This window comes from Acidaminococcus sp. CAG:542 (genome assembly GCF_000437815.1).
Taxonomy (GTDB): Bacteria; Bacillota; Negativicutes; order Acidaminococcales; family Acidaminococcaceae; genus Acidaminococcus.
Window position 1 is genome coordinate 1 of sequence record NZ_FR902010.1, and the last position, 21,789, is coordinate 21,789.

17 protein-coding genes and 2 pseudogenes are annotated in these 21,789 nt (G+C 58.6%); 17 read left to right on the forward strand and 2 right to left on the reverse strand.

What is annotated here, in order from left to right; all coding sequences use genetic code 11:
• The 10 genes and pseudogenes from QVO43_RS00355 to QVO43_RS00400 form a co-directional block, all read left to right on the forward strand.
• Positions 1 to 472: pseudogene (locus QVO43_RS00355) on the forward strand (single-stranded-DNA-specific exonuclease RecJ); the annotation flags it as partial.
• A gap of 4 nt (positions 473 to 476) precedes the next feature.
• Entirely contained in the window at positions 477 to 2,699 is a 2,223-nt protein-coding gene (locus QVO43_RS00360) for a RelA/SpoT family protein (protein WP_022486657.1), read from the forward strand.
• Between the two features lie 7 nt (positions 2,700 to 2,706).
• Positions 2,707 to 3,156: a D-aminoacyl-tRNA deacylase gene (gene dtd / locus QVO43_RS00365; RefSeq protein ID WP_022486658.1), complete on the forward strand. Its 450-nt coding sequence runs from the start codon at positions 2,707 to 2,709 to the stop codon at positions 3,154 to 3,156.
• 16 nt (positions 3,157 to 3,172) lie between these two features.
• A complete protein-coding gene (locus tag QVO43_RS00370; RefSeq protein ID WP_022486659.1) occupies positions 3,173 to 3,796 on the forward strand; it encodes an MBL fold metallo-hydrolase in 624 nt (207 codons plus the stop codon).
• Positions 3,797 to 3,808: 12 nt separating this feature from the next.
• Complete coding sequence (locus tag QVO43_RS00375; RefSeq protein ID WP_022486660.1) at positions 3,809 to 4,873, forward strand: AI-2E family transporter; 1,065 nt, start codon at positions 3,809 to 3,811, stop codon at positions 4,871 to 4,873.
• Between the two features lie 53 nt (positions 4,874 to 4,926).
• Entirely contained in the window at positions 4,927 to 6,180 is a 1,254-nt protein-coding gene (gene hisS / locus QVO43_RS00380; RefSeq protein WP_022486661.1) for a histidine--tRNA ligase, read from the forward strand.
• 21 nt (positions 6,181 to 6,201) lie between these two features.
• Positions 6,202 to 7,998 (forward strand): aspartate--tRNA ligase, encoded by a 1,797-nt coding sequence (aspS, locus tag QVO43_RS00385; RefSeq protein WP_022486662.1) that lies wholly within the window; start codon positions 6,202 to 6,204, stop codon positions 7,996 to 7,998.
• A 349-nt stretch (positions 7,999 to 8,347) separates the two neighbouring features.
• Positions 8,348 to 9,253, forward strand: coding sequence for a phosphate/phosphite/phosphonate ABC transporter substrate-binding protein (locus tag QVO43_RS00390; RefSeq protein ID WP_288174247.1), 906 nt, complete (start codon positions 8,348 to 8,350; stop codon positions 9,251 to 9,253).
• Positions 9,250 to 10,002, forward strand: coding sequence for a phosphonate ABC transporter ATP-binding protein (phnC, locus tag QVO43_RS00395; protein ID WP_022486664.1), 753 nt, complete (start codon positions 9,250 to 9,252; stop codon positions 10,000 to 10,002). The genes QVO43_RS00390 and phnC overlap by 4 nt, the downstream gene beginning before the upstream one ends.
• Entirely contained in the window at positions 9,999 to 11,504 is a 1,506-nt protein-coding gene (locus tag QVO43_RS00400) for a PhnE/PtxC family ABC transporter permease (protein WP_022486665.1), read from the forward strand. The genes phnC and QVO43_RS00400 overlap by 4 nt, the downstream gene beginning before the upstream one ends.
• Before the next feature lie 246 nt (positions 11,505 to 11,750).
• On the opposite strand, the gene QVO43_RS00405 is transcribed toward QVO43_RS00400, so the two are convergent.
• The gene (locus QVO43_RS00405) at positions 11,751 to 11,918 is read right to left on the reverse strand and encodes a hypothetical protein (protein ID WP_288174245.1); all 168 of its coding nucleotides are present in this window, start codon (positions 11,916 to 11,918) and stop codon (positions 11,751 to 11,753) included.
• Between the two features lie 21 nt (positions 11,919 to 11,939).
• Here QVO43_RS00405 and QVO43_RS00410 point away from each other — a divergent pair.
• The 5 genes and pseudogenes from QVO43_RS00410 to QVO43_RS00430 form a co-directional block, all read left to right on the forward strand.
• Positions 11,940 to 12,161 (forward strand): annotated as a pseudogene (locus QVO43_RS00410) (hypothetical protein); the annotation flags it as partial.
• A gap of 51 nt (positions 12,162 to 12,212) precedes the next feature.
• The gene (locus QVO43_RS00415; protein WP_022486667.1) at positions 12,213 to 12,464 is read left to right on the forward strand and encodes a GCN5-related N-acetyltransferase; all 252 of its coding nucleotides are present in this window, start codon (positions 12,213 to 12,215) and stop codon (positions 12,462 to 12,464) included.
• Positions 12,465 to 12,560: 96 nt separating this feature from the next.
• Positions 12,561 to 13,862 (forward strand): L-cysteine desulfidase family protein, encoded by a 1,302-nt coding sequence (locus QVO43_RS00420; protein WP_022486668.1) that lies wholly within the window; start codon positions 12,561 to 12,563, stop codon positions 13,860 to 13,862.
• 1 nt (position 13,863) lies between these two features.
• A complete protein-coding gene (locus QVO43_RS00425) occupies positions 13,864 to 14,358 on the forward strand; it encodes a GNAT family N-acetyltransferase (protein WP_022486669.1) in 495 nt (164 codons plus the stop codon).
• Positions 14,359 to 14,370: 12 nt separating this feature from the next.
• A complete protein-coding gene (locus tag QVO43_RS00430) occupies positions 14,371 to 15,687 on the forward strand; it encodes an L-cysteine desulfidase family protein (RefSeq protein WP_022486670.1) in 1,317 nt (438 codons plus the stop codon).
• Positions 15,688 to 15,934: 247 nt separating this feature from the next.
• On the opposite strand, the gene QVO43_RS00435 is transcribed toward QVO43_RS00430, so the two are convergent.
• Positions 15,935 to 17,320: an NCS2 family permease gene (locus QVO43_RS00435; protein WP_022486671.1), complete on the reverse strand. Its 1,386-nt coding sequence runs from the start codon at positions 17,318 to 17,320 to the stop codon at positions 15,935 to 15,937.
• Positions 17,321 to 17,429: 109 nt separating this feature from the next.
• On the opposite strand from QVO43_RS00435, the gene pcrA reads away from it, so the two are divergent.
• Positions 17,430 to 19,682, forward strand: coding sequence for a DNA helicase PcrA (pcrA, locus tag QVO43_RS00440; RefSeq protein ID WP_022486672.1), 2,253 nt, complete (start codon positions 17,430 to 17,432; stop codon positions 19,680 to 19,682).
• Between the two features lie 13 nt (positions 19,683 to 19,695).
• Positions 19,696 to 21,756: an NAD-dependent DNA ligase LigA gene (gene ligA, locus QVO43_RS00445; protein WP_022486673.1), complete on the forward strand. Its 2,061-nt coding sequence runs from the start codon at positions 19,696 to 19,698 to the stop codon at positions 21,754 to 21,756.
• Positions 21,757 to 21,789 lie beyond the last annotated feature (33 nt).

Consider the following 21,789-nt stretch of genomic DNA (forward strand, 5'->3'; position numbering starts at 1 on the left):
GGTGGTGTTCTGGGACGGGGGCGCGGAAAAAGTCCTCCAGCCGGGAAAATTCCCTCTGAAAGGGGACCAGCCCGGGCGGCTCTATCTTCTGTACGGCCGGGAAGATCTCCTGGCCCGGCGGGACACCCTGCGCCGGCAGTATCCCGATGTGGCCGGTCTGCGGGTGTGCTACGGAACCATACGGAACCGGCTGCGGGAGCAGGGCCCCTGCCAGGAAGCCCAGCTGCTCCAATTGACGGCACCCAACGGCTGCCGGATCAGCCAGGCTGTACTGGACATTTTTTACGAATTGCACCTGTTCACCCGGGAAGCGGGACTGGTTTCCCTGGGAGATACGGGACACAAGAATATGCAGGAATCCAAAGGGTTCCAGGCCCTGCAGGCGGAATATGACGCCCGTTTCCAGGCCCTGAACCGCAGCTGGAGGCTGCAGCCGGCGGAAATCGCCGCTCTTTGGGCAGCAGGAAGGTGAAACCATGGAACAGCTCGATGACAAGCCGATCAGTGCGGAGGAGTTCTACGCCCGGATCAGCAAATATCTGACCCCCCGGCAGGTGGAATTTGTCCGGGAAGCCTACAATTTTGCGGCGGAAGCCCATGCCAAGCAGAAACGGGCTTCCGGGGAACCCTATATCATCCATCCTCTGGGAGTGGCCTCCATCCTGGCCCAGCTCCAGATGGACGATGTGACCCTGGCGGCGGCCTTCCTCCATGATGTGGTGGAAGATACGGAAGTGACACTGGACCAGCTGGAAGACATTTTCGGCCGGGAAGTGGCCATGCTGGTGGACGGGGTCACCAAACTGGGGAAAATCGAATACATCTCCCGGGAAGAACAGCAGGTGGAGAATTACCGGAAAATGTTCCTGGCCATGGCCAAGGATATCCGGGTGGTGCTGATCAAGCTGGCGGACCGGCTGCACAACATGCGGACCATGAAATACATGCCCGTGAACAAGCAGAAACGGATCTCTTCGGAAACCCTGGAAATCTACGCCCCTCTGGCTCACCGGCTGGGGATCTACGCCATCAAATGGGAACTGGAGGATCTGGCCTTCCGGTACATGGAACCCCAGCATTACTATGAACTGGTGGAACAGGTGAAGGTGAAGCGCCACGAACGGGAAGCCATGGTCCAGGAGGCCATGGACGAACTCCGGAAGCTGTGCGAGGAATCCGGCATCAACTGTCAGATCCAGGGCCGGCCCAAAAGCTTCTACAGCATCTACAAAAAGATGCAGCGGGACCACAAGACCATTAATGAAATCTATGACCTGCTGGCAGTCCGGGTGCTGGTGGATACGGTGAAGGACTGCTACGGGGTGCTGGGGATCGTCCACGGGAAGTGGAAACCCATTCCCGGCCGGTTCAAGGACTACATCGCCGTACCCAAATCCAACGGGTACCAGTCCCTCCATACTACCGTGGTGGCTTCCAGCGGACAGCCTCTGGAAATCCAGATCCGGACCTTTGAAATGCACAAGGTATCCGAATACGGGGTGGCGGCTCACTGGCGGTACAAAGAAAGCGGGGGCTCCAAAATGCCCAGCGCTTCGGACAAAAGCGTGGATGCCAAGATGGCCTGGCTGCGCCAGCTGCTGGAATGGCACAAGGACATGCGGGATCCCCATGAATTCGTGAATACCGTGAAGATGGACGTGTTCTCCGACGAAGTGTTCGTGTTCACCCCCCAGGGGGATGTGCTGGACCTGCCGGAGGGCTCCGTGCCCATCGACTTCGCCTACCGGGTCCATACCGGGGTGGGCAACAGCTGTGTGGGAGCCAAGGTCAACGGGAAAATCGTGCCGTTGGACTACCACCTGAAGAACGGGGACATTGTGGAGATCATCACATCCAAACAGTCTCCGGGACCCAGCCGGGACTGGATCAACATTGTGGGATCCAGCCAGACCAAGAACAAAATCAAACAGTTCTTCAAGAAGGAACGGCGGGAAGAAAACATCGTCAACGGCCGGGAAATGCTGGAACGGGAATGCCGGCGGCTGGGCTATGATGTGAATACCATGCTCACTTCCGACAACCTGAAGGAAGTGGCCTCCCGGTGCCATATGGACGGCAGCGTGGAGAACCTGCTGGCAGCCCTGGGCTATGGGGGCCTGATGGTCAACGGAGTCATGGTGAAGCTGGTGGATCTGTACAAGAAGACCCAGCGCCAGAACACCACCAAGAACCTGTCCCAGCTCCTCAGCGAGCTGAAACCCAAGACCGTAAAGACCCACAAGGGCAGCCACGGGATCCTGGTGAAGGGGGAAGACGACATTATGGTGAAGCTGGCCAAATGCTGCAACCCCATTCCCGGGGACCCGATCGTGGGATACATCACCCGGGGCCACGGGGTTTCCGTCCACCGGGCGGACTGCCCCAACGTGCTGGCCAACACGGAAGATCCCAACCGGATGATCGAAGTGTCCTGGAATGTGGATACGGACGTGGCCTACAAGGTGGTGCTCCGGCTTACGGCGGTGGATCAGCCCGGGGTCATGGCCAACATCATGACCGTGGCCAGCGAAACCAAAGTGAACATCAATTCCATCAATGCCCATACCAATCCCAACAAAACCGCCTACATCGACATGGGGCTGGACATCAGCAGCGTGGAACAGCTGAACTACATTATCGGACGGCTGCGGCGGATCAAGGGCGTATACAAAGTGGACCGGAAAGTGTCCGGAATGTGAGGGAACCATGCGGGCAGTGGTACAGCGGGTGACGGAAGCCTCCGTCACCGTGGAAGGAAAGACCGTAGGGGCCATCGGCCCTGGTCTCCTGGTGCTCCTGGGGGTGTCCCGGGAGGATACGGAAAAGGATGGAGCCTACCTGGCGGAAAAACTGGCCGGGCTCCGGATCTTCGAGGATGAAGAGGAAAAGATGAACCGGTCCGTGGCCCAGGTGGGCGGCAGCATCCTGCTGGTGTCCCAGTTCACCCTGTATGGGGATGTGCGCCACGGGAAGCGGCCGTCCTTTACCCAGGCGGCGGTCCCGGATGTGGCCAACCGGCTGTATGAGCAGCTGGCGGACAGCCTCCGGGCCAAAGGGATCCCGGTGGCCACCGGGCAGTTCCAGGCCCATATGGAAGTGGCCCTGGTAAACGACGGGCCGGTAACCATCCTTTTGGACAGCGGAAAGACTTTTTAGGAGGAAACAGAGCAACATGAAAATCTATCGGGTGGTCGTAGGGCCGATCCAGGAAAACTGTTACATCATCAAAAATGAGGAAAACAACCAGGGAATCATCGTGGATCCCGGGGACGAAGCCAACCGGATCATGGATGCGGTGCAGAAAGCCGGCATTGAAAAGGTACCGGCCATTTTCATCACCCACGGCCATGGGGACCATGTGTCCGCCCTGGACGAAGTGAAGGACGCCACCGGCGCCAAAGTATACATGAGCCGGGAAGACGCTCCCATGCTCCGGGTGTGGAACAGCAGCCTGTCCTATTCCACCAACCGGGACAAAAAATTCGATCCCCCCGATGAATTCTTCACCGACGGGGAAAAACTCACGGTAGCCGGCATGGACTTCACCATTGCCGCCACCCCGGGTCATACCGCCGGCGGGGTGTGCATCATCGGGGACGGGGTGGTATTCTGCGGGGACACGGTATTCCTGGAAAGCATCGGCCGGACGGATCTGCCCGGAGGCTCCTATGACGCCATCCTGGATTCCATCAAGACCAAGCTCCTGGTGCTGCCCGACGACTATAAACTGCTGCCGGGCCACGGCCCTGCCACCACAGTGGGCTGGGAAAAGCGCCGGAACCCGTTCCTCCAGTAAGGTCGTGAGCCTATGACGGAGTATCAGCAGCGGCCCCGGGGCCTGGTGGTGAAGCTGGTTTTCGGCCTTTTGGGCTTTGGGGCTTTCTATCTCCTGGGACACTGGTTCCTGCCGGTGTTCCTGGCCATCGGCATGAGCTTCCTGCTGTATCCCATTGTGGACCGGCTGGAAAGGATCCAGGTGAAGGGCCATCCTTTTCCCAATACCCTGGCAGTGCTCATTGCCTTTCTGCTGTTCGGGCTGTTCCTGTATGCAGCGGCCAATGTGCTGATCGTTCCCCTGGTGACCCAGGTGAACACCCTGCTGAAAGCCATGCCGGGACTGGCCGCCCGGGCCAACGAAAGCATCAGCCTGTTTCTGGGCAGTGAAGCCCAGAAGCTGCCCCCCAATACCCGGGACATGCTCCAGCAGGCGGCCAGCAGCCTGAGCAGCTACATTATGGGGCTTTTGAAGGACATGCTGGCCTCCACAGTCCAGGCGGCCAAAAGCCTGGTGAGCATGGCCCTGGTCCCCTTCCTCAGTTTCTATTTCCTGAAGGACTGGCGGACCCTGAAGAAGATGGTGGTGGGCCTGTTCGCTTACGAAAAGCAGGACCTGGCGGACCGGGTGCTGACGGACATGGGAAGGATGCTCTGTGCCTATGTGGACAACATGTTCAAGCTGTGCTTCATTGCCGCCGTCTGCCTGACAGCAGGGACTTCCCTCCTGGGCGTCCAGTACACCCTGGTGCTGGGGTTCCTGGCCATGATCAGCGAACTGATCCCCCTGGTGGGATCGGTGGTGGGGACCCTGTCAGCGGTGTTCATCGCCCTGCTCCAGAAGCCGTCCCTGGCCCTTAAGGTGCTGATCCTGTACCTGGTGTACTACCAGGTGGATGCCCAGGTGATCATGCCCAATCTTATGGGCCACAGCATCACCCTGCACCCGGTGCTGATCATCCTGGCGGTGATGGTGGGGGGCCAGATCGGCGGAGTGGCCGGTCTGATCTTTGCCGTGCCGGTGCTGGCCATCATCAAGGTGCTGTACGGGTATTTTTGGCATGCGGGAGAAAAAGGCCAGGTTGATAAAAACCAATAAACTGTGTTAAAATTAATAAGTTCAAACAAGTCGTGAGGACGGAGGGGATTTTTATGTTAACAGGGGCACCGCGTGGTACCAAAGACATTCTGCCGGGCACCATCAATGGCTGGCGCTATGCAGAACAAATCATTCGTGAAGTATGCCGGGAATTCAACTATCAGGAAATCAGAACCCCGATTTTTGAACACACCGAACTCTTCCAGAGAGGAATCGGGGACGGCACGGACGTAGTGGACAAGGAAATGTACACCTTTACGGACCGGAGCGGCCGCAGCCTGACCCTGCGCCCGGAAAACACCGCTTCCGTGGTTCGGTCCTTTGTGGAAAACAAACTGTATGCGGAACCCATGCCGCTGAAGGTGTTCTATATCGGACCCATGTTCCGGTATGACCGTCCTCAGGCCGGCCGTATGAGACAGTTCCACCAGTTCGGGGTGGAAGCCCTGGGGGCGGAATCTCCCGTGGTGGATGCAGAAGTGATCCTCCTGGCCCTGACGGTGCTGAAGCGTTTCGGCCTGAAGGACCTGAAACTGAAGATCAACTCCGTAGGCTGCCCCAACTGCCGTCCTCAGCACCGGAAGCTGCTCCAGGACTATTTCCGTCCTCATCTGGGTGAACTGTGCGAAGACTGCCAGAGCCGGTTCGACCGGAGCCCGCTGCGGATCCTGGACTGCAAGGTGGATGCGGACAAACCCTTCATGGCCGGTGCCCCCAAAATCACCGACCATCTGTGCGACGACTGCCGGGCTCACTTCGAAACCGTGAAGAAGCTGCTGGATGAAGCCGGCGTGGAATATGAAGTGGACAGCAACCTGGTACGGGGGCTGGACTACTATACCAAGACCGCTTTCGAAATCCAGTATTCCCCCCTGGGCGCCCAGAGCGCTGTGGGCGGCGGCGGACGGTATGACGGCCTGGTGGAAGAACTGGGCGGGCCCAGCACTCCCGGTGTGGGCTTTGCCATCGGCCTGGAACGGATCCTCCTGGCCATGGAAAAACAGAACCTGCTGCCCACCGGCAAGGAAGCCATCGACATCTTTGCCGTCATTCCTGACGAAGGGGGCGTGGCCGATGCCTTCCGGGTGGTCACCAATCTCCGGAACAAGGGACTTGTCTGCGACATGAACCTGGTGGAACGGAGCATGAAGGCCCAGATGAAACAGGCCAACCGGGAACAGGCCCGTTTCGCCCTGATCTTCGGGGAAGAAGAACGGTCCAGAGGGGCTGTCACCGTCCGGAACATGGCGGACAGCAGCCAGGAAGAAGTCTGCTTCGGGGCTTTGGAAGCCTATTTCAACAAATAAAAACCAGAGGTGTTAACAAGAATGAGTATGGAACGCAGTCATCATTGCGGTGACTTGAGAAAAGCAGATGCCGGCAAGACAGTTACCTTGTGCGGCTGGGTAAGCAAACGGCGTGACCACGGCGGCATCATCTTCATCGATCTCCGTGACCGTCACGGTCTGGTGCAGGTGGTCATCGACCCGGCCCATGACGAAAAGGATTTCCACAAGGCGGAAGGGGTCCGCAGCGAATATGTGCTGCAGGTCCGGGGCCTGGTGCGGGAACGGAGCGCTGAAACCGTGAACCCCCACCTGCCCACCGGGGATGTGGAAGTGGTGGTGAAGGATCTGAACGTGCTGAATCCTTCCAAGACTCCGCCCTTCTATATCCAGGATGGCATCGATGTGGATGAAAACGTCCGTCTCCGCTACCGGTATCTGGATCTGCGGCGTCCGGAAATGCAGCAGAACCTGATCCTCCGTCACCGGGTGACCAAGGCTGTCCGGGACTTCCTGGACAAGCAGGACTTCCTGGAAATCGAAACCCCGGATCTGATCCGGAGCACCCCGGAAGGGGCCCGGGACTACCTGGTGCCCAGCCGTGTGAACCCCGGCAAGTTCTATGCGCTGCCTCAGTCTCCCCAGCTGTTCAAACAGCTGCTGATGATTGCGGGGATGGAACGGTACTTCCAGATTGCCCGGTGCTTCCGGGATGAAGACCTGCGGGCCGACCGTCAGCCGGAATTCACCCAGCTGGATATGGAAATGTCCTTTGTGGACCAGGATGACATCATGGCCCTCACGGAAAAACTCATCGCCTATGTGTTCAAAGAAACCCTGGGCGTGGACGTTCCCGTGCCCATGGCCCGGATGACCTGGGACGAAGCCATGGACAAATACGGCAGCGACAAACCGGACCTGCGGTTCGGCATGGAGCTGGTGAACATGAATGAAGCCCTCCAGGGGACCCAGTTCAAGGTGTTCAAGGACATCATCGAAAAGGGCGGCCTGGTGAAAGCCATCAACGTAAAGGGCTACAACAAGATTCCCCGGAGAGAACTGGACGGGCTGGTGGAATTCGTAGGAATCTACGGGGCCAAAGGGCTGGCCTGGATCATCGTCAACGATGACGGTTCCATCAAATCTCCTATCGCCAAATTCTTCTCCGACGAAGAAATGCACCGGATCCTGGAAGCCGGCAAGGCGGAAAAAGGCGACGTGCTGCTGTTCGTGGCCGACCGGAAACCCCAGGTGGTGGCTGCCGCTCTGGGCGCCCTGCGTCTGGAAATGGGCAAGCGTCTGGGTCTCATCGACAAGGACAAACTGTGCTTCACCTGGGTGGTGAAGTTCCCCATGTTCGAATACAGCGAAGAAGAACACCGGTATGTGGCCATGCACCATCCTTTCACCGCTCCCTGCGATGAAGATGTGGATAAGCTGCTCACCGATCCCGGCCATGTATATGCCAAGGCCTATGACATGGTGCTGAACGGGGTGGAAATCGGCGGTGGTTCCGAACGTATCCATCGGGAAGACATCCAGAAGAAGGTCTTCGAAGCCATCGGCCTGACCGACGAACAGGCTCAGGAAAAATTCGGCTTCCTGCTGAAAGCCTTTGAATTCGGAGCACCTCCCCATGGGGGTCTGGCCTTCGGCCTGGACCGTCTGGTGATGCTCATGGCCAAACGGCCTTCCATCCGTGACGTAATTGCTTTCCCCAAATCCCAGAGTGCCATCGACCTGATGTGCCAGGCGCCCAACGTGGTGGACGAAAAGCAGCTGCGGGAACTCCATATCCGGAGCACGGTTGTGAAGAAGGAAAAAGAAGAAAAGAAATAAATCCGGTCTGCATGTGGGATGAGGGGGAGCGCCCTGATCCTGCCTTGCGGAAGGACGCAACAGGGACCGGGATGCGAGGGAGCCCGTGGACCGGGCTGAGAGGGTACCCAAGTACCGACCGCCGGAGGGAGGAGTCTCTCTGCCGCATCCTGGGAACCGTACAAAAAACCGGCTGTCGCCAAGAAAGCGGCAGCCGGTTTTTTTGTGTAGAAAAGGAGGAAGTACTGTGAAGAACTGGATGAAGATGCTGGGGGTGCTGCTGGCCGGGGCCATGGTCCTGGGCGGCTGCGGCAGCACGGAAAAGAAATAGGAGGTCGGTAGCAGGACCATTCCGGAACTGAAAATCGCCATTTCACCTTATCAGGATGCGGATACCCTGCGGACCAAAACCGAGCCTTTGGGGAAGATGCTCCAGGCCAAACTGAAGGAAAAGGGCTATGACGTGAAAAAAATCACCCTGAACGTGGGAACCTCCTACAATGCAGTGGGAGAAGCCCTTAGTGCCGGCAGCGCCGATGTGGGCTTCATTTCCGGGGCCACCTACGTACTCTGTGACCAGGATGTGGATGTGCTGCTGACAGCCCTCCGGGAAGGCATCGACAAGGATACCACGGATCTGTCCGTATGGAACAACGGCCAGCCGGACAAATTCACCAAAAATCTGGTGAAGTACTACCGGTCTGCTGTGGTGGTGGGCCCCAGCCCCAAGGGACAGGCCCTGCTGGCCAGGGTGAAGCAGGGAGAAAAGCCCACCTGGGAGGAACTGGACAGCCTGAACTGGGCGGTGATGAGTCCGGCATCTGCTTCCGGCTACCTGTATCCTTCCCTGTGGCTGAAGGAAAATTACGGGAAGACCCTGAAGGACCTGTCCCATGTGGTCCAGTCCGATTCCTACACTACTTCCACAGCCCGTCTGGCTTCCGGCCAGGTGGATGTAATGGTGGCTTATTCCCATATCCGGGCCAAGATGGAAAAAGACTGGCAGGCCAAACTGGGGGGCACCGGATCCATCTGGGACCAGACAGGGATCATCGGGGTCACCGGGAAGATTTTCAACGACACGGTGAGCGTAAGCAAAACCAGCAAGGTAATGCAGGACCCGGCTTTCCGGAAGGCTCTGGGAGAAGCCCTGATCGAAATCGGGAAAACGGAAGAAGGACTGAAGGTGCTGAAGACCATCGGCCACAAAGGGTATGACTGGGCCCAGGCTTCCGACTATGACGGGGAACGGAAAATCCGGAAGGAACTCCAATGAACCCGACCGCACTGGAACTGAAAAATATTATCCAGGCCTATGAAAAGGGGCATCCCATTCTTCAGGGGGTGTCCCTTTCCGTGCCCCGGGGTTCTTTTGTATCTCTGATCGGCCCCAGTGGCGCCGGGAAGACCACCCTGCTCCGACTGTTCAACGGCATGGTCCGGCCCCTGTCCGGAGAAGTGTGGGTAGAAGGCAGACGGTTCGATACGCTGAAAGGGAAGCACCGCCGGCAGGTCCAGCAGCAGGTGGGGATGATCTTCCAGGATTTCTGTCTGGTGGAAGAAAGCACCTGTCTGGAAAATGTGCTCTGCGGGGCTCTGGGACGGATCAGCCTGTGGCGTGCCCTGTGGGGGAAGTTCCCGGAAGAGGAAGTGTCCAAAGCCCGGCAAGCCTTGGAAATGGTGGGACTGGGAGACAGGGAGGATACCCTGGCCGGAAGTCTCAGCGGGGGTCAGAAACAGCGGGTGGCCATTGCCCGGACTCTGGTCCAGGAAGCCTCGGTGATCCTGGCGGATGAACCGGTGGCGTCCCTGGACCCGGGAACGGGCCAGGCCATTCTGGAACTTCTCCGGAAGCTCCAGAAGATCCGGGGGCTTACGGTGGTCATGAACAGCCACAATGTGGAACAGGCCATGGCTTTCTCCCAACAGGTGATGGGGCTCCGTCAGGGACGGATCTTGTTCCAGGGGCCGCCGGAGGCCTGGACGGAAGACAGACTCAGGCAGCTGTACAGGAGGGAGTCATGAAAAAAAGAACGGTCTGGATCCTGGTGCTGGGGATGACGGCCGTCTCCCTGGCCGAGACAGGTTTCGACCTGGAACTGCTGGAAGAGCGGGGCAGCCGGTTCTTTGACATCGCCCGGGCCATGGTGCCCCCGGATAGGGGATTTTTCCAGGAAGCGGCAGGCCCTCTTCTTGGCACCGTGCGCATGTCTCTGGCGGGCTCCTTCCTGGGCAGTCTGCTGGGCCTTCTGGGAGCCGTCCTGGGCAGCCGGCGGACCGATCCCCATCCCTGGATCCGGGTGTCCTTCCTTTGCTTTATCCAGCTGCTGCGGACGGTGCCGGCCCTGATCCTGGCTCTTCTGTGCACCTTCTTGGTGGGGCTGGGGACTCTGGCCGGTACCTTGGCTCTCACCTTCAGTACCTTCGGGGTAATGACCCGGCTGGGGTATGAAGATATGGAGAATCTGGACTGGAAAACCGCCCGGGCCCTGGAAGCATCCGGCTGCGGCCGGGGAAAGGCCTTCTGCCGGGCCATTCTGCCCCGGCTGCTCCCCGGGTATCTGAACAATGCCCTGTATCTGTGGGAAGCCAATGTGCGCCAGGCGGCCATCCTGGGATATGTGGGAGCCGGGGGCATCGGGCTGCTGATGAACCAGCAGCTGGCCTGGCGGGCCTACAGCCGGGTAGGGTCCATCCTGGTACTGCTTTACGGCGCTGTGCTGGCTTCAGAAAGTCTCAGCGAAGCCCTGGGGAAGGTGCTGAACGGCCAGTGGCGGCTCCAATCCTGGATGAAAAAGGGGATGGTGGTACTGGGAATAGTGCTTTTCCTGGGATCCCTGGGAACTCTGGAACCGGCAGGCAGGGGAGGCCTGGGAGCAGCCCGGGCCATGATCCGGGGACTTCTGACGCCAGATCTTTCCCTGCTGTTTTCCCTGGAAAAAGATGGAGTGCCTTGGCTGCTGGGCGAGACGTTTGCCATGGCCTTCCTGGGAACCCTGGGGGGAGGCATGGCCGCCGGTTTCCTGGCCTTTTTCTCCAGTTTCCGGTTCCTGCCGGTGCAAGGGGCTCTGTTGCCCCGATTGGTGCTCCTGGGCATCCGGACGGTACCGGTTTTCGTCTATGGGCTCATGTGGCTCCGGGTTACCGGGCCCGGCCCCTTTGCCGGTACCCTGACCCTGTGGGTGTGCAGCATCGGTCTCCTGGCCAAACGGTTCCAGATCGGGCTGGACAGCGGGGACAGACAGCCCTTTGACGCCTGCCGGGCCATGGGTACCGGGTGGGCCGCCGCCTTTCGGTGGACCATCCTGCCCCAGCTGAAAAAAAGTACAGCCACGGCTCTGCTCTACCGGCTGGATGTGAATCTCCGGGAAGCTTCCATCCTGGGCCTGGTAGGCGCCGGAGGCATCGGCACTCCTCTCATCCTGGCCCTCCAGCAGTACAAATGGCAGGAAGCCGGAGCCTTTTTATGGGGCCTGGCTGTCCTGGTGCTGGCGGTGGAATGGGGGAGCGAGAGGGGGAGGAGATGAAACGGGGCTGTTGCCTGCGCAACAGCCCTGTCAACGGTCAGCTGACAAAAGGGCCGCCGGAAAATCCGGCGGCCCTTTTCATTACAGTACCACAAACAAATTATACAGCTTCAACAATCGGATATCTTCCTTGGAGATGGTCAGTTTCTGGGCCAGCTCCTTAGTTTTTTCCAGCCTTTTTTTGCTCAGGAGCAGCTTGGCGGAGGTGGGCATCAGGGGATGGGAGGAGATGCCGAAGGCCAGGGCCTATTTCTGTTCCCCGTCGATGTAGGGGGAGGGGACGGAGATCATGTACTGCTCCAGCCTCACATTGTAGTTCTGGAACACCATATTGGTCAGGGCTCCGTAATGGGTGATCCGGCCAGTGTAGGTGTGCTGGCAGATCTGGATGTTCTCCTCGTCCAGGATGTCCATGTACATCCGGATGTCGAAATTGGCTTCCCCCGGGAAGCATTCCCCATCATCGTGACCATCGGTTATCTGGTTGACCCCATGGCCACCTGCCTGAACTCTTCCGGGGATACCGTGGCTTCCATGATGATCAGCCGGATGGTGGAAGGCAAGGGATGGATGGACAAAAAATCCGACCGGAAGACCGATCCGGAAAAAGCAGCCATTGTCGCCCAAATCGGTGGATGCGACTGCGTGAACAAATAAAATCTGGTATAATACCTGTGAAACAGTGTACAACATAAGGAGAGATGACTTATGCAGATCAAAGTAATCGGCAGCCACTGCTGCCCCGACACCCTCTATGCCCTGAACCAGCTGGCCGCTGCCGGCGCGGAAATCGACTTTGTGGATATCCTGGCCAGCCATGCTGACCTGAAACAGTACCTGGCCCTCCGGGACTGCGATCCGCTGTACGCTGAAATCCGGGGCACCGAACGTCTGGGGATCCCCTGCTTCGTAAAAGCAGACGGCAGCAAGACCCTGGATCTGAAGGAAGTACTGAAATAAAGACTGTCAACGGTCAGCTGCCAACTGTCAGCGGCCCAAGGAGAGGACCCGCCTTTTGGGCGGGTCCTTACCAATAAAACGAAGGAGATCACAACCATGCATGCTTTGACCCAACTGATCCGTGAGGATATGAAACCGGCCCTGGGGGTGACGGAACCTGGAGCCATTGCCCTGGCGGTTTCCACTGCCTGCCGCCATCTGCCGGAAAAACCGGAGAAGGTGGAGCTGTTCCTGAACAGCGGCATCTACAAAAACGCCTTTACCTGCGGCATCCCCGGCACCAGCCATGTGGGGAACGCCTATGCGGCGGCCCTGGGAGCCCTGGCGGCAGACCCGGACAAAGGGCTTTTGTGCCTGGACGGGATCACGGATGAAGATGTGAAGGCAGCGGAAGCCATGGTGAAGGCAGGGAAGATCGCCGTTCATATGAGCGAAATCACCAACCGGATCTCCATCGAAGCCCGGGTGGCTGCCGGGAGCCACAGTGCCTCCTGCCTGATCCAGGACGCCCACACCAACATAGTGAAGGTAACGGAAGACGGCCGGACGCTGCTGGATAAAACCGCCGGAATCACGGAAGCTGAAGGAGAAGAACAGGTGCCGGTAATCCACCGGTACACCCTGGCCCAGCTGGCGGACTACGCCCGGACCGTGCCTCTGGAAGAGATTGCCTTTATCCGGGAAGCCTTCACCATGAACATGGCTCTGTTCCAGGAAGGGCTGGACAGCCCCCGGACCACTTTTGCCCGGGTGCTCCTGGCCATGAACGGGGGGAAGGTGTTCTCTGAAGATGTGGTGAAGACCGCGGCCCTTATCTGCAACGGAGCCATCGAAGCCCGGGTCATCGGCCTGGACAAGCCTGCCATGAGCATCACCGGTTCCGGGGCCCACGGGATCATCGCCACCCTGCCTCTCTACGCTTTTTACAAAGTGAAAAAATGCAGTGAGGAACAGCTGCTCCGGGCCACGGCCTTGAGCTATCTGATCTGCATGTACATCAAGGAATACTCCGGCAAGCTGTCCGCCTTCTGCGGCTGCGCCATTGCCGCCGGGACCGGTGCCGCCTGCGCCCTGGTGTTCCTGAAGGGCGGGGATACAGAGGCCATGACAAGAGCCCTCAACAACATGGCCAGTTCCATTACCGGCATGATCTGCGACGGAGGCAACCAGGGCTGCGTCATGAAAGGCATGACGGCAGTGGAAATGGCCTTCGCTTCGGCAGCCCTGGCCATGGATGACGCCTATATCTTCGATGCTCACGGAATCAACGGAGCCACTCCGGAAGAAACCATGCAGAACATGGGACGGATCGCTTCCCCCGGCATGACGGGAACGGAAAAGACCATTGTGGATATTCTCCAGGACAAAAACAAAAGCGGGAAAAAGGAGGAAGACTGATATGGAAATTCGCTGTGCAAAACCCCAGGATGTGGACGCCATCGCCAGCCTGGAAGCTGCCTGCTTCCCTCAGGCAGAAGCGGCTACCCGGAAATCCATCGCGGACCGGGTGAAGGCCTATCCCAATCACTTTTTCCTTCTGTGGGACGGGGATCAGCTGGTTTCCTTTGTGAACGGACTGGTGACGGATCACCCGGATCTCACCGACGAAATGTATGAAAAAGCGGATATGCACCAGGAAGACGGGGCCTGGCAGATGATCTTCGGGGTGGACACGGATCCCCACCGCCGGAAACAGGGCCTGGCCGGAAAGGTGCTGGAAAAATTCATTGATGCGGCCCAGGCGGAGGGCCGGCAGGGAGTGGTACTCACCTGCAAGGACCGGTTGGTCCACTATTATGCCAAATTCGGTTTTGTGGATGAAGGAATTTCTGATTCCACCCACGGAGATGTGGTGTGGCACCAGATGCGGCTGACTTTCAATCGGAAGAAATAAGGGGAGACTAACATGGAAAAGACGGATAACAGATATCAGACCTATGTACAGATTTTGAAGGAAGAACTGGTGCCGGCCATGGGCTGTACCGAACCCATCGCCATCGCCTATGCGGCGGCCAAAGCCCGGGAAATCCTGGGTGAAATGCCGGACAAGGTGGAAATCGGCGTCAGCGGCAACATCATCAAGAACGTAAAGAGCGTGGTGGTGCCCAACACTGACGGACTGAAAGGCATCCAGGCAGCAGCCGCTGCCGGGATCGTGGGCGGCAAATCTGAAAAGCAGCTGGAAGTCATTGCGGAAGTGACTCCGGAACAGAAGAAAGCAATGAAGGACTTCCTGAAGAACGTGCCCATCCAGGTGGATGCGGTGGACAATGGCCTGATCTTCGACATCATTGTCAAACTCCATAAGGGAGACCATTCTTCCCTGGTGCGGATCGCCCAGTACCACACCAACATCGTCCTGATCCAGAAGGATGAAAAGAACCTGTACGAAGCCAAAAAGGACGGAGGCGCCGGCTGCCAGGACGAAACCAGGGAAGTGGGCCTGGCGGACAAGAACCTGCTGAACATCAAAGACATCCTGGATTTCGCCAATACCTGTGACATCGAAGACGTGAAGCCCATGCTGGATCCCCAGATCCAGTGCAACACCGCCATTTCTGAAGAAGGGCTGCTGGGGAACTACGGGGCCAACATCGGTTCCGTGCTGCTGAAGACCTACGGCAGCGACATCAAGAACCGGGCAGTGGCCAAGGCGGCTGCCGGGTCCGATGCCCGGATGAACGGCTGTGAACTGCCGGTTGTAATCAATTCCGGCAGCGGCAACCAGGGGATCACCGTATCCGTGCCCGTAATCGAATATGCCAAGGAACTGAATGTTTCCAAGGAAAAACTGTACCGGGCCCTGGTACTGTCCAACCTGATTGCCATCCATGAAAAGACCGGCATCGGCCGGCTGTCCGCTTACTGCGGGGCCGTCAGCGCCGGGTGCGCCGCCGGCTGCGGCATCGCCTATCTCCACGGAGAAGGGTACGAAGCCATTTCCCACACCCTGGTGAACTCCCTGGCTATCGTGTCCGGGATCATCTGCGACGGGGCCAAGGCTTCCTGCGCCGCCAAGATCGCGTCCAGCGTGGAAGCCGGGCTCCTGGGCTATTCCATGTACAAGAGCGGCAACGAGTTCAAGAGCGGGGACGGCATCGTGAACAACGGCGTGGAAGCCACCATCCGCAACGTAAGCCAGCTGGGCCGGGAAGGCATGCGGGAAACCGATAAGGAGATCATCAAGATCATGCTGGCTCCCCAGCCGGAGGAGAAAGAGTAAAAGTTGCATCACAGGGTGTAAGGGGGCGGGGGTGAAAAGGGGCAGGGCCGCTTTTCTGTCTCACGCAAAAGGAGACCATCTGCCGGGGGCAGATGGTCATGAGCTGACAGTCACTGGTCACTAGTCTCTAGCGGCAGGAGGGAACCCGCCGGGTTTCACGTTCAAAGGCAGATGCGTGGGCATCTGGCATCCTTCGGCCGTTGACCGCTGACAAAAAAAGACCGCCGAAGCGGTCTTTTTTTAATCCTTACAACAACACATACTTCAAGACAAACAGCACTGCCAGCACGTACATCAAGCCGCTGATCTTGTCCTTGTGTCCTGCGAACAGGTTCAGGATCACGTAGGTGATGACCCCGAAGGAGATCCCTTCGGAAATGCTGTAGGCGAAGGGCATGGCGATGATGGCAATGTAGGCGGGGATGGCTTCCGTCAGATCGGTCATGTTGATCTTGGTCACGGAAGAGAACATCAGGAACCCCACAATCACCAGAGCCGGAGCGGTGGCGAAGGAGGGGATGGCCATGAAGAAGGGGCTGAAGAACAGGGACAACAGGAACAGGATGGCTACAGTAATGGACGTGAGTCCGGTGCGGCCTCCTTCAGAAACCCCGGCGGCACTTTCCACGAAGGTGGTTACAGTGCTGGTGCCCAGGAGCGCCCCGGTGCAGGTGGCGCAGGCGTCAGCCATAAGGGCTCCTTTGATGTGGGGCAGCTGACCCTTTTCGTCCAGCATGTCGCTTTTGGCAGCCACCCCGATCAGGGTCCCCAGGGTGTCAAAAGTATCCACGAACAGGAAGGCGAAGATGACGGCGAAGAAGTTCAGGCTCAGCACATGGGAGAAGTCCAGCTGCAGGAACAGGGGCGTGGGGCTGATGGGGGCAAAGGACGCCAGGCCCCGGGACAGATCAGGGAATACGCTGAAGGTCCCCAGTTCCGGATTGGGCACGTAGAGCCCGGTGGCTTCGCAGATCATCCCCAAAATCCAGGTGCCCAGGATGCCGAACAGGATGTTCCCCCGGACGTTCTTGATGATCAGGAAAGAAGTGAGCAGGATCCCCACCATGGCGATCAGCACGGTGATCCCCACACTGTGGAAGGTGCCGTCGGCCATGGCCTTGGTAAAGGAATACAGGGACACCTTGGTGGCCGGGTTGGCTACGATGATCCGGGAATTCAGCAGACCGATGAAGGCGATGAACAGGCCGATCCCCACGGAAATGGCCTGCTTCAGGGTCATGGGGATGGCATTGAAGATGGCTTCCCGGATGGAGGTAAGGGACAGGATCACAAAGATGATCCCTTCCACCAGTACGGCGGACAGGGCCATTTCCCAGGTGTTCCCCATCTGGAGGCAAACGGTGTAGGCAAAGTAGGCGTTAAGTCCCATGCCGGGTCCCAGGGCGAAGGGATAGTTGGCGAAGGCCGCCATAAAGAAGGTGCCCAGGGCGGAGGCAATGGCGGTGACCGTCAGCAGGGCCCCTTTGTCCATGCCGGTGGCGCTCAGGATGGAGGGATTCACGATCAGGATGTAGGCCATGGTCATGAAGGTGGTGATCCCGGCAATGATCTCCGTCCGCATGGTGGTGTGGTTTTCCTTCAGGTGGAAAACCTTTTCGCAGAATTGTTCCATAGTAGACTTCCTTTCTAAAACAGGTTCATTTGAAGGATTCTTCTATTATAGCAAAAAAAGACCGAATCTGTTAGAATATTAGGGAACAAAACATAGAATCGAGGAAAAAATGAGAGACCTTTTAGCTTCTTTGAACGAACAGCAGGCTGAGGCAGTCCGTCAGATTGCCGGGCCTATTTTAATTTTGGCCGGGGCCGGCAGCGGCAAGACCAAAGCCCTGACCACCAAAATTGCCTACCTCCTGGAAAAAGGGGTGAAGCCCTGGAACATCCTGGCCATCACCTTCACCAACAAGGCGGCCAAGGAAATGCGCCAGCGGGTGGATGCCCTGGTGGGCCCTTCCGCCAAGGACGTGTGGCTGTACACCTTTCACGGGTTCTGCAACCAGCTGCTCCGGCGGGACATCAATGCTCTTCCCGGGTACACCACGTCTTTTTCCATCTATGATCCTTCCGACTGCAAAAACGTGCTGAAGGAAGCTCTGAAAAAGCTGAACCTGGACGAGAAGTTCTATCCCCTTCCGGGGCTCCTGGCCACCATTTCCAATGCCAAGAATGCCCAGGTGGATGCGGCGGCTTTTGCCCGGCAGGCGGAGGACTACCATGCCAAGAAGGTGGCGGAGATCTACGCTGAATACCAGAAGCATCTGGTCCAGAGCAATGCGGTGGATTTCGACGATCTGCTGCTGTTGACGGTGAAGCTGCTCCAGACCGTGCCGGAAGTCCGGGAAAAATACCAGAACAAGTTCCATTACGTGCTCATCGACGAGTACCAGGACACCAACCATGTCCAGTACCTGCTGGCCAAACTGCTCAGCGCTCCGGAAAACAACCTGTGCGCGGTGGGGGATATTGACCAGAGCATCTACGGCTGGCGGGGTGCGGACATCAGCAACATCCTGGATTTCGAGAAGGACTACCCCCAGGCCCGGATCTTCAAGCTGGAACAGAATTACCGGTCCACCCAGGTGATCCTGGATGCGGCCAATGAAGTGATCAAGCACAACGCCGCCCGCCGGCCCAAGAACCTGTGGACGGAAAATGGCAACGGCCAGCCCATTGCCTACTACCAGGCCCGGGACGACCGGGAAGAGGCGGAATTCGTGGTGGGCCAGATCCGGAAGCTCCAGAATGACGGCACCAAACTGGGGGATATGGCCATCCTGTACCGGACCAACGCCCAGAGCCGGATGTTTGAAGAAAACCTGATCAACAACGGGATCCCCTATGTAATGGTAGGGAGCCTGAAGTTCTACGACCGGAAAGAAGTGAAGGATACCCTGAGCTATCTCCGGTTCCTGGCCAACGAACGGGACATCCAGGGGCTGGAGCGGATCATCAACGAACCCAAGCGGGGCATCGGGGCGGCTACCGTGGCCAAGGTCCGGAGCTTGTTGGAAGAAAGCGGCATGACCCTGCCGGAAGTGCTCCAGACCGTCCAGGCCAAAGAGGTGCTGGGCCGGGCCTTTGGGAAAATCCAGGCCTTCAGTGACATGATCCAGGAACTGGCCCGGGTGAAGGATACCCTGCCGGTGAAGGACCTGATGACCCAGGTGCTGGAAAAATCCGGGTATCTGGAAGCTCTTCGGCTGGAAGGGTCCGACCAGTCCAAGAGCCGGCTGGACAATCTGAACGAATTCCTCCGGATCGCCGACGAATTTGCCAAGGATCCCGGGGAAGAGAACAACAAGACCCTGGAAGACTTCCTGAACCATGTGGCCCTGGTGGCGGACATCGACGACGCCAAGCTGACCCAGGATTCCGTCACCCTCATGACCCTCCATTCCGCCAAGGGGCTGGAGTTCCCGGTGGTATTCATCGGAGGCATGGAAGACGGCCTGTTCCCCAGCCAGCGGAGTCTGGAAGACGAGGACAAACTGGAAGAAGAACGGCGGCTGTGCTATGTGGGAATCACCCGGGCCAAGAAGCGGCTGTATCTCACCAGCTGCCGGAGCCGGATGGTGTACGGCCATGTGGTCATGTATCCCCCTTCCCGGTTCCTCCAGGAGATTCCCCGGAACCTGATCGAAAACGTGGCGGTGCGCCGGAGCCCCTACGGAAGCTACGGGGGTCAGCGGGGCCATCAGGGCAGCGCCGGCACCCATGCCAGCCTCCGGAACATTGCCCGGAACCGGGGAGGCAGCATCCTGGATACCCCATCTCCCCGGAGCCATTTCGTGCCGGAAGGGGGTCCGGTGCCGGAATTCCGGGCCGGGGACAAATGCCGGCACAAGAAGTTCGGGGTGGGGACCATCATCGAAGCCCGTCCTGACGGCAGCGAGGGTCAGCTGGTGACTGTGGCCTTCCCGGGCAGCGGCATCAAACAGCTGGCCACCAAATACAAGATCCTGCAGAAAATCTGAGGAGCAGAGTGCCATGAGTGAAATGACCAAAGAGGCGGCGGCAGCCCGGATCAACGAGCTGCGGGCCGTGATGAAAAAGAATTCCTATCTGTATTATGTCCAGGACAATCCCCTGATCACCGATGCGGAATACGATGCCATGATGCGGGAACTGAAAGCCCTGGAAGCAGAGAATCCGGAGCTTGTGACCCCGGATTCTCCCAGCCAGCATGTGGGAGGCTATGCCAAGCCAGGATTTACGGAAGTCCGGCACATGACCCCGCTTTTGAGTCTGGCCAATGCCTTTTCCCCGGAAGAGATGGAAGAGTTCGACCGGCGGGTCCATGAAGGGCTGCCGAAGGATGCCAAAGTCCAGTATGTGGTGGAACCCAAGATCGACGGCCTGGCCTGCAGCATCATTTATGAAAATGGCCGGTTCGTCCGGGCGGCCACCCGGGGTGACGGAGTGGTGGGGGAAAACGTTACGGAAAACGTCCGGACCATTGCCAACATTCCCAAAGTGCTGAAGCCCATTCCCGGCATGGAGATCCCGGAGCTTTTGGATGTGCGGGGAGAAGTGTACATGCCCCGGCAGGCCTTTGTGAAGCTGAACGAGGAGCGGCAGGAAGCCGGGGAACAGGAATTCGCCAACTGCCGGAATGCGGCGGCCGGATCCCTGCGCCAGCTGGATCCCCGGGTCACCGCCAAACGGTCCCTGGCCTTTTTTGCCTATGGCATCGGAGTGGGAGCCGGGAACCTGCCCACCCACAACGCCTCCATGGACATGCTCCAGCAGTACGGGTTCACCACCACCGAAGGCCGGACCCTGGTGGACACCATCCAGGAAGCCAATGAACTGATCAAAAAGCACGGAGAACGCCGGGCCTCCCTGGGCTACGACACCGACGGAGTGGTGGTGAAGGTAAACGACGTATGGCAGCAGAACCTGTTGGGAGCCACCGGCAAGGATCCCCGCTGGGCCATGGCCTACAAGTTCCCTCCGGAACAGGCGGAAACGGTGCTGGAAGATATTGTGATCCAGGTGGGCCGCACCGGGGTGCTGACCCCCACTGCCGTACTTCAGCCGGTGCGGCTGTCCGGCACTGCCGTACTTCAGCCGGTGCGGCTGGCCGGCAGCACCATCAGCCGGGCCACCCTCCACAATGAAGATTTCATCAAAGAACGGGATATCCGGATCGGGGACCATGTTATCATCAACAAAGCCGCGGAAATCATTCCGGAAGTGCTCCGGGTGGTGCCGGAAAAACGGACCGGGGAGGAAAAAGAGTTCCACATGCCGGAAACCTGCCCGGAATGCGGCTGGAAGGTGGAACGGAAGGCGGGAGAAGCGGCCTGGCGCTGCACCAATCCCCACTGTCCGGCCCTGGGACGGGAAGGGCTGATCCATTTTACCAGCCGGGACGCCATGAACATCGACGGCTGCGGCCCCAGTGTGCTGGCCCAGCTGACGGCAGCCGGGCTGGTGAAGGATCCGGGAGATCTGTATCTCCTGACCCGGGAACAGGTCCAGCAGCTGGACCGGATGGGCCCTAAAAGCGCGGACAACCTGATCAGCGCCATCGAAGGGAGCAAGAGCCAGAGCCTGGACAAGCTGCTCTTTGCCCTGGGGATCCGTCACGTAGGGGCCAAGGTGGCCCGGACCCTGGCCCAGAAATACGGCACCATGGACAAGCTCATGGCAGCCACCCAGGAAGACCTGGCCCAGACACCGGACATCGGTCCGGTGATTGCGGAAAGCGTGGTCACCTGGTTTGCTGATCCCATGAACCAGGCCTTTGTGGAACGGCTGAAGGAACTGGGGCTCAATATGGAAATGACCTCCGGACCAGCTCAGGATGAGAACCATCCCTTCTATGGGAAGACCATGGTGTTCACCGGTACCCTGCCCACCCTGGACAGAGCCACCGCCCAGACCATGGCCCAGGAAGTGGGGGCCAAGGTCACCAGCAGTGTCAGCAGAAAGACCGATTACGTGGTGGCCGGAGCCGACCCGGGCAGCAAGTACACCAAGGCCCAGAATCTGGGAGTGACCATCCTGGACGAGGCAGAATTTTTGCGGTTGTTGGGAAGATAAGGGGGCGTGAAGAAATTCATACCCCCGGTCGCG

Excerpts from the sequence above, each read along its gene's own strand:
- QVO43_RS00370 (WP_022486659.1), top strand. The coding sequence starts at position 3,173 with ATGAAAATCTATCGGGTGGTCGTAGGGCCGATCCAGGAAAACTGTTAC.
- QVO43_RS00420 (WP_022486668.1), top strand. The coding sequence starts at position 12,561 with ATGCATGCTTTGACCCAACTGATCCGTGAGGATATGAAACCGGCCCTG.
- QVO43_RS00435 (WP_022486671.1), bottom strand. The coding sequence starts at position 17,320 with ATGGAACAATTCTGCGAAAAGGTTTTCCACCTGAAGGAAAACCACACC.
- QVO43_RS00400 (WP_022486665.1), top strand. The coding sequence starts at position 9,999 with ATGAAAAAAAGAACGGTCTGGATCCTGGTGCTGGGGATGACGGCCGTC.
- QVO43_RS00430 (WP_022486670.1), top strand. The coding sequence starts at position 14,371 with ATGGAAAAGACGGATAACAGATATCAGACCTATGTACAGATTTTGAAG.
- ligA (WP_022486673.1), top strand. The coding sequence starts at position 19,696 with ATGAGTGAAATGACCAAAGAGGCGGCGGCAGCCCGGATCAACGAGCTG.
- QVO43_RS00415 (WP_022486667.1), top strand. The coding sequence starts at position 12,213 with ATGCAGATCAAAGTAATCGGCAGCCACTGCTGCCCCGACACCCTCTAT.
- hisS (WP_022486661.1), top strand. The coding sequence starts at position 4,927 with ATGTTAACAGGGGCACCGCGTGGTACCAAAGACATTCTGCCGGGCACC.
- QVO43_RS00375 (WP_022486660.1), top strand. The coding sequence starts at position 3,809 with ATGACGGAGTATCAGCAGCGGCCCCGGGGCCTGGTGGTGAAGCTGGTT.
- QVO43_RS00425 (WP_022486669.1), top strand. The coding sequence starts at position 13,864 with ATGGAAATTCGCTGTGCAAAACCCCAGGATGTGGACGCCATCGCCAGC.
- aspS (WP_022486662.1), top strand. The coding sequence starts at position 6,202 with ATGAGTATGGAACGCAGTCATCATTGCGGTGACTTGAGAAAAGCAGAT.
- QVO43_RS00360 (WP_022486657.1), top strand. The coding sequence starts at position 477 with ATGGAACAGCTCGATGACAAGCCGATCAGTGCGGAGGAGTTCTACGCC.
- QVO43_RS00405 (WP_288174245.1), bottom strand. The coding sequence starts at position 11,918 with ATGGACATCCTGGACGAGGAGAACATCCAGATCTGCCAGCACACCTAC.
- phnC (WP_022486664.1), top strand. The coding sequence starts at position 9,250 with ATGAACCCGACCGCACTGGAACTGAAAAATATTATCCAGGCCTATGAA.
- pcrA (WP_022486672.1), top strand. The coding sequence starts at position 17,430 with ATGAGAGACCTTTTAGCTTCTTTGAACGAACAGCAGGCTGAGGCAGTC.
- dtd (WP_022486658.1), top strand. The coding sequence starts at position 2,707 with ATGCGGGCAGTGGTACAGCGGGTGACGGAAGCCTCCGTCACCGTGGAA.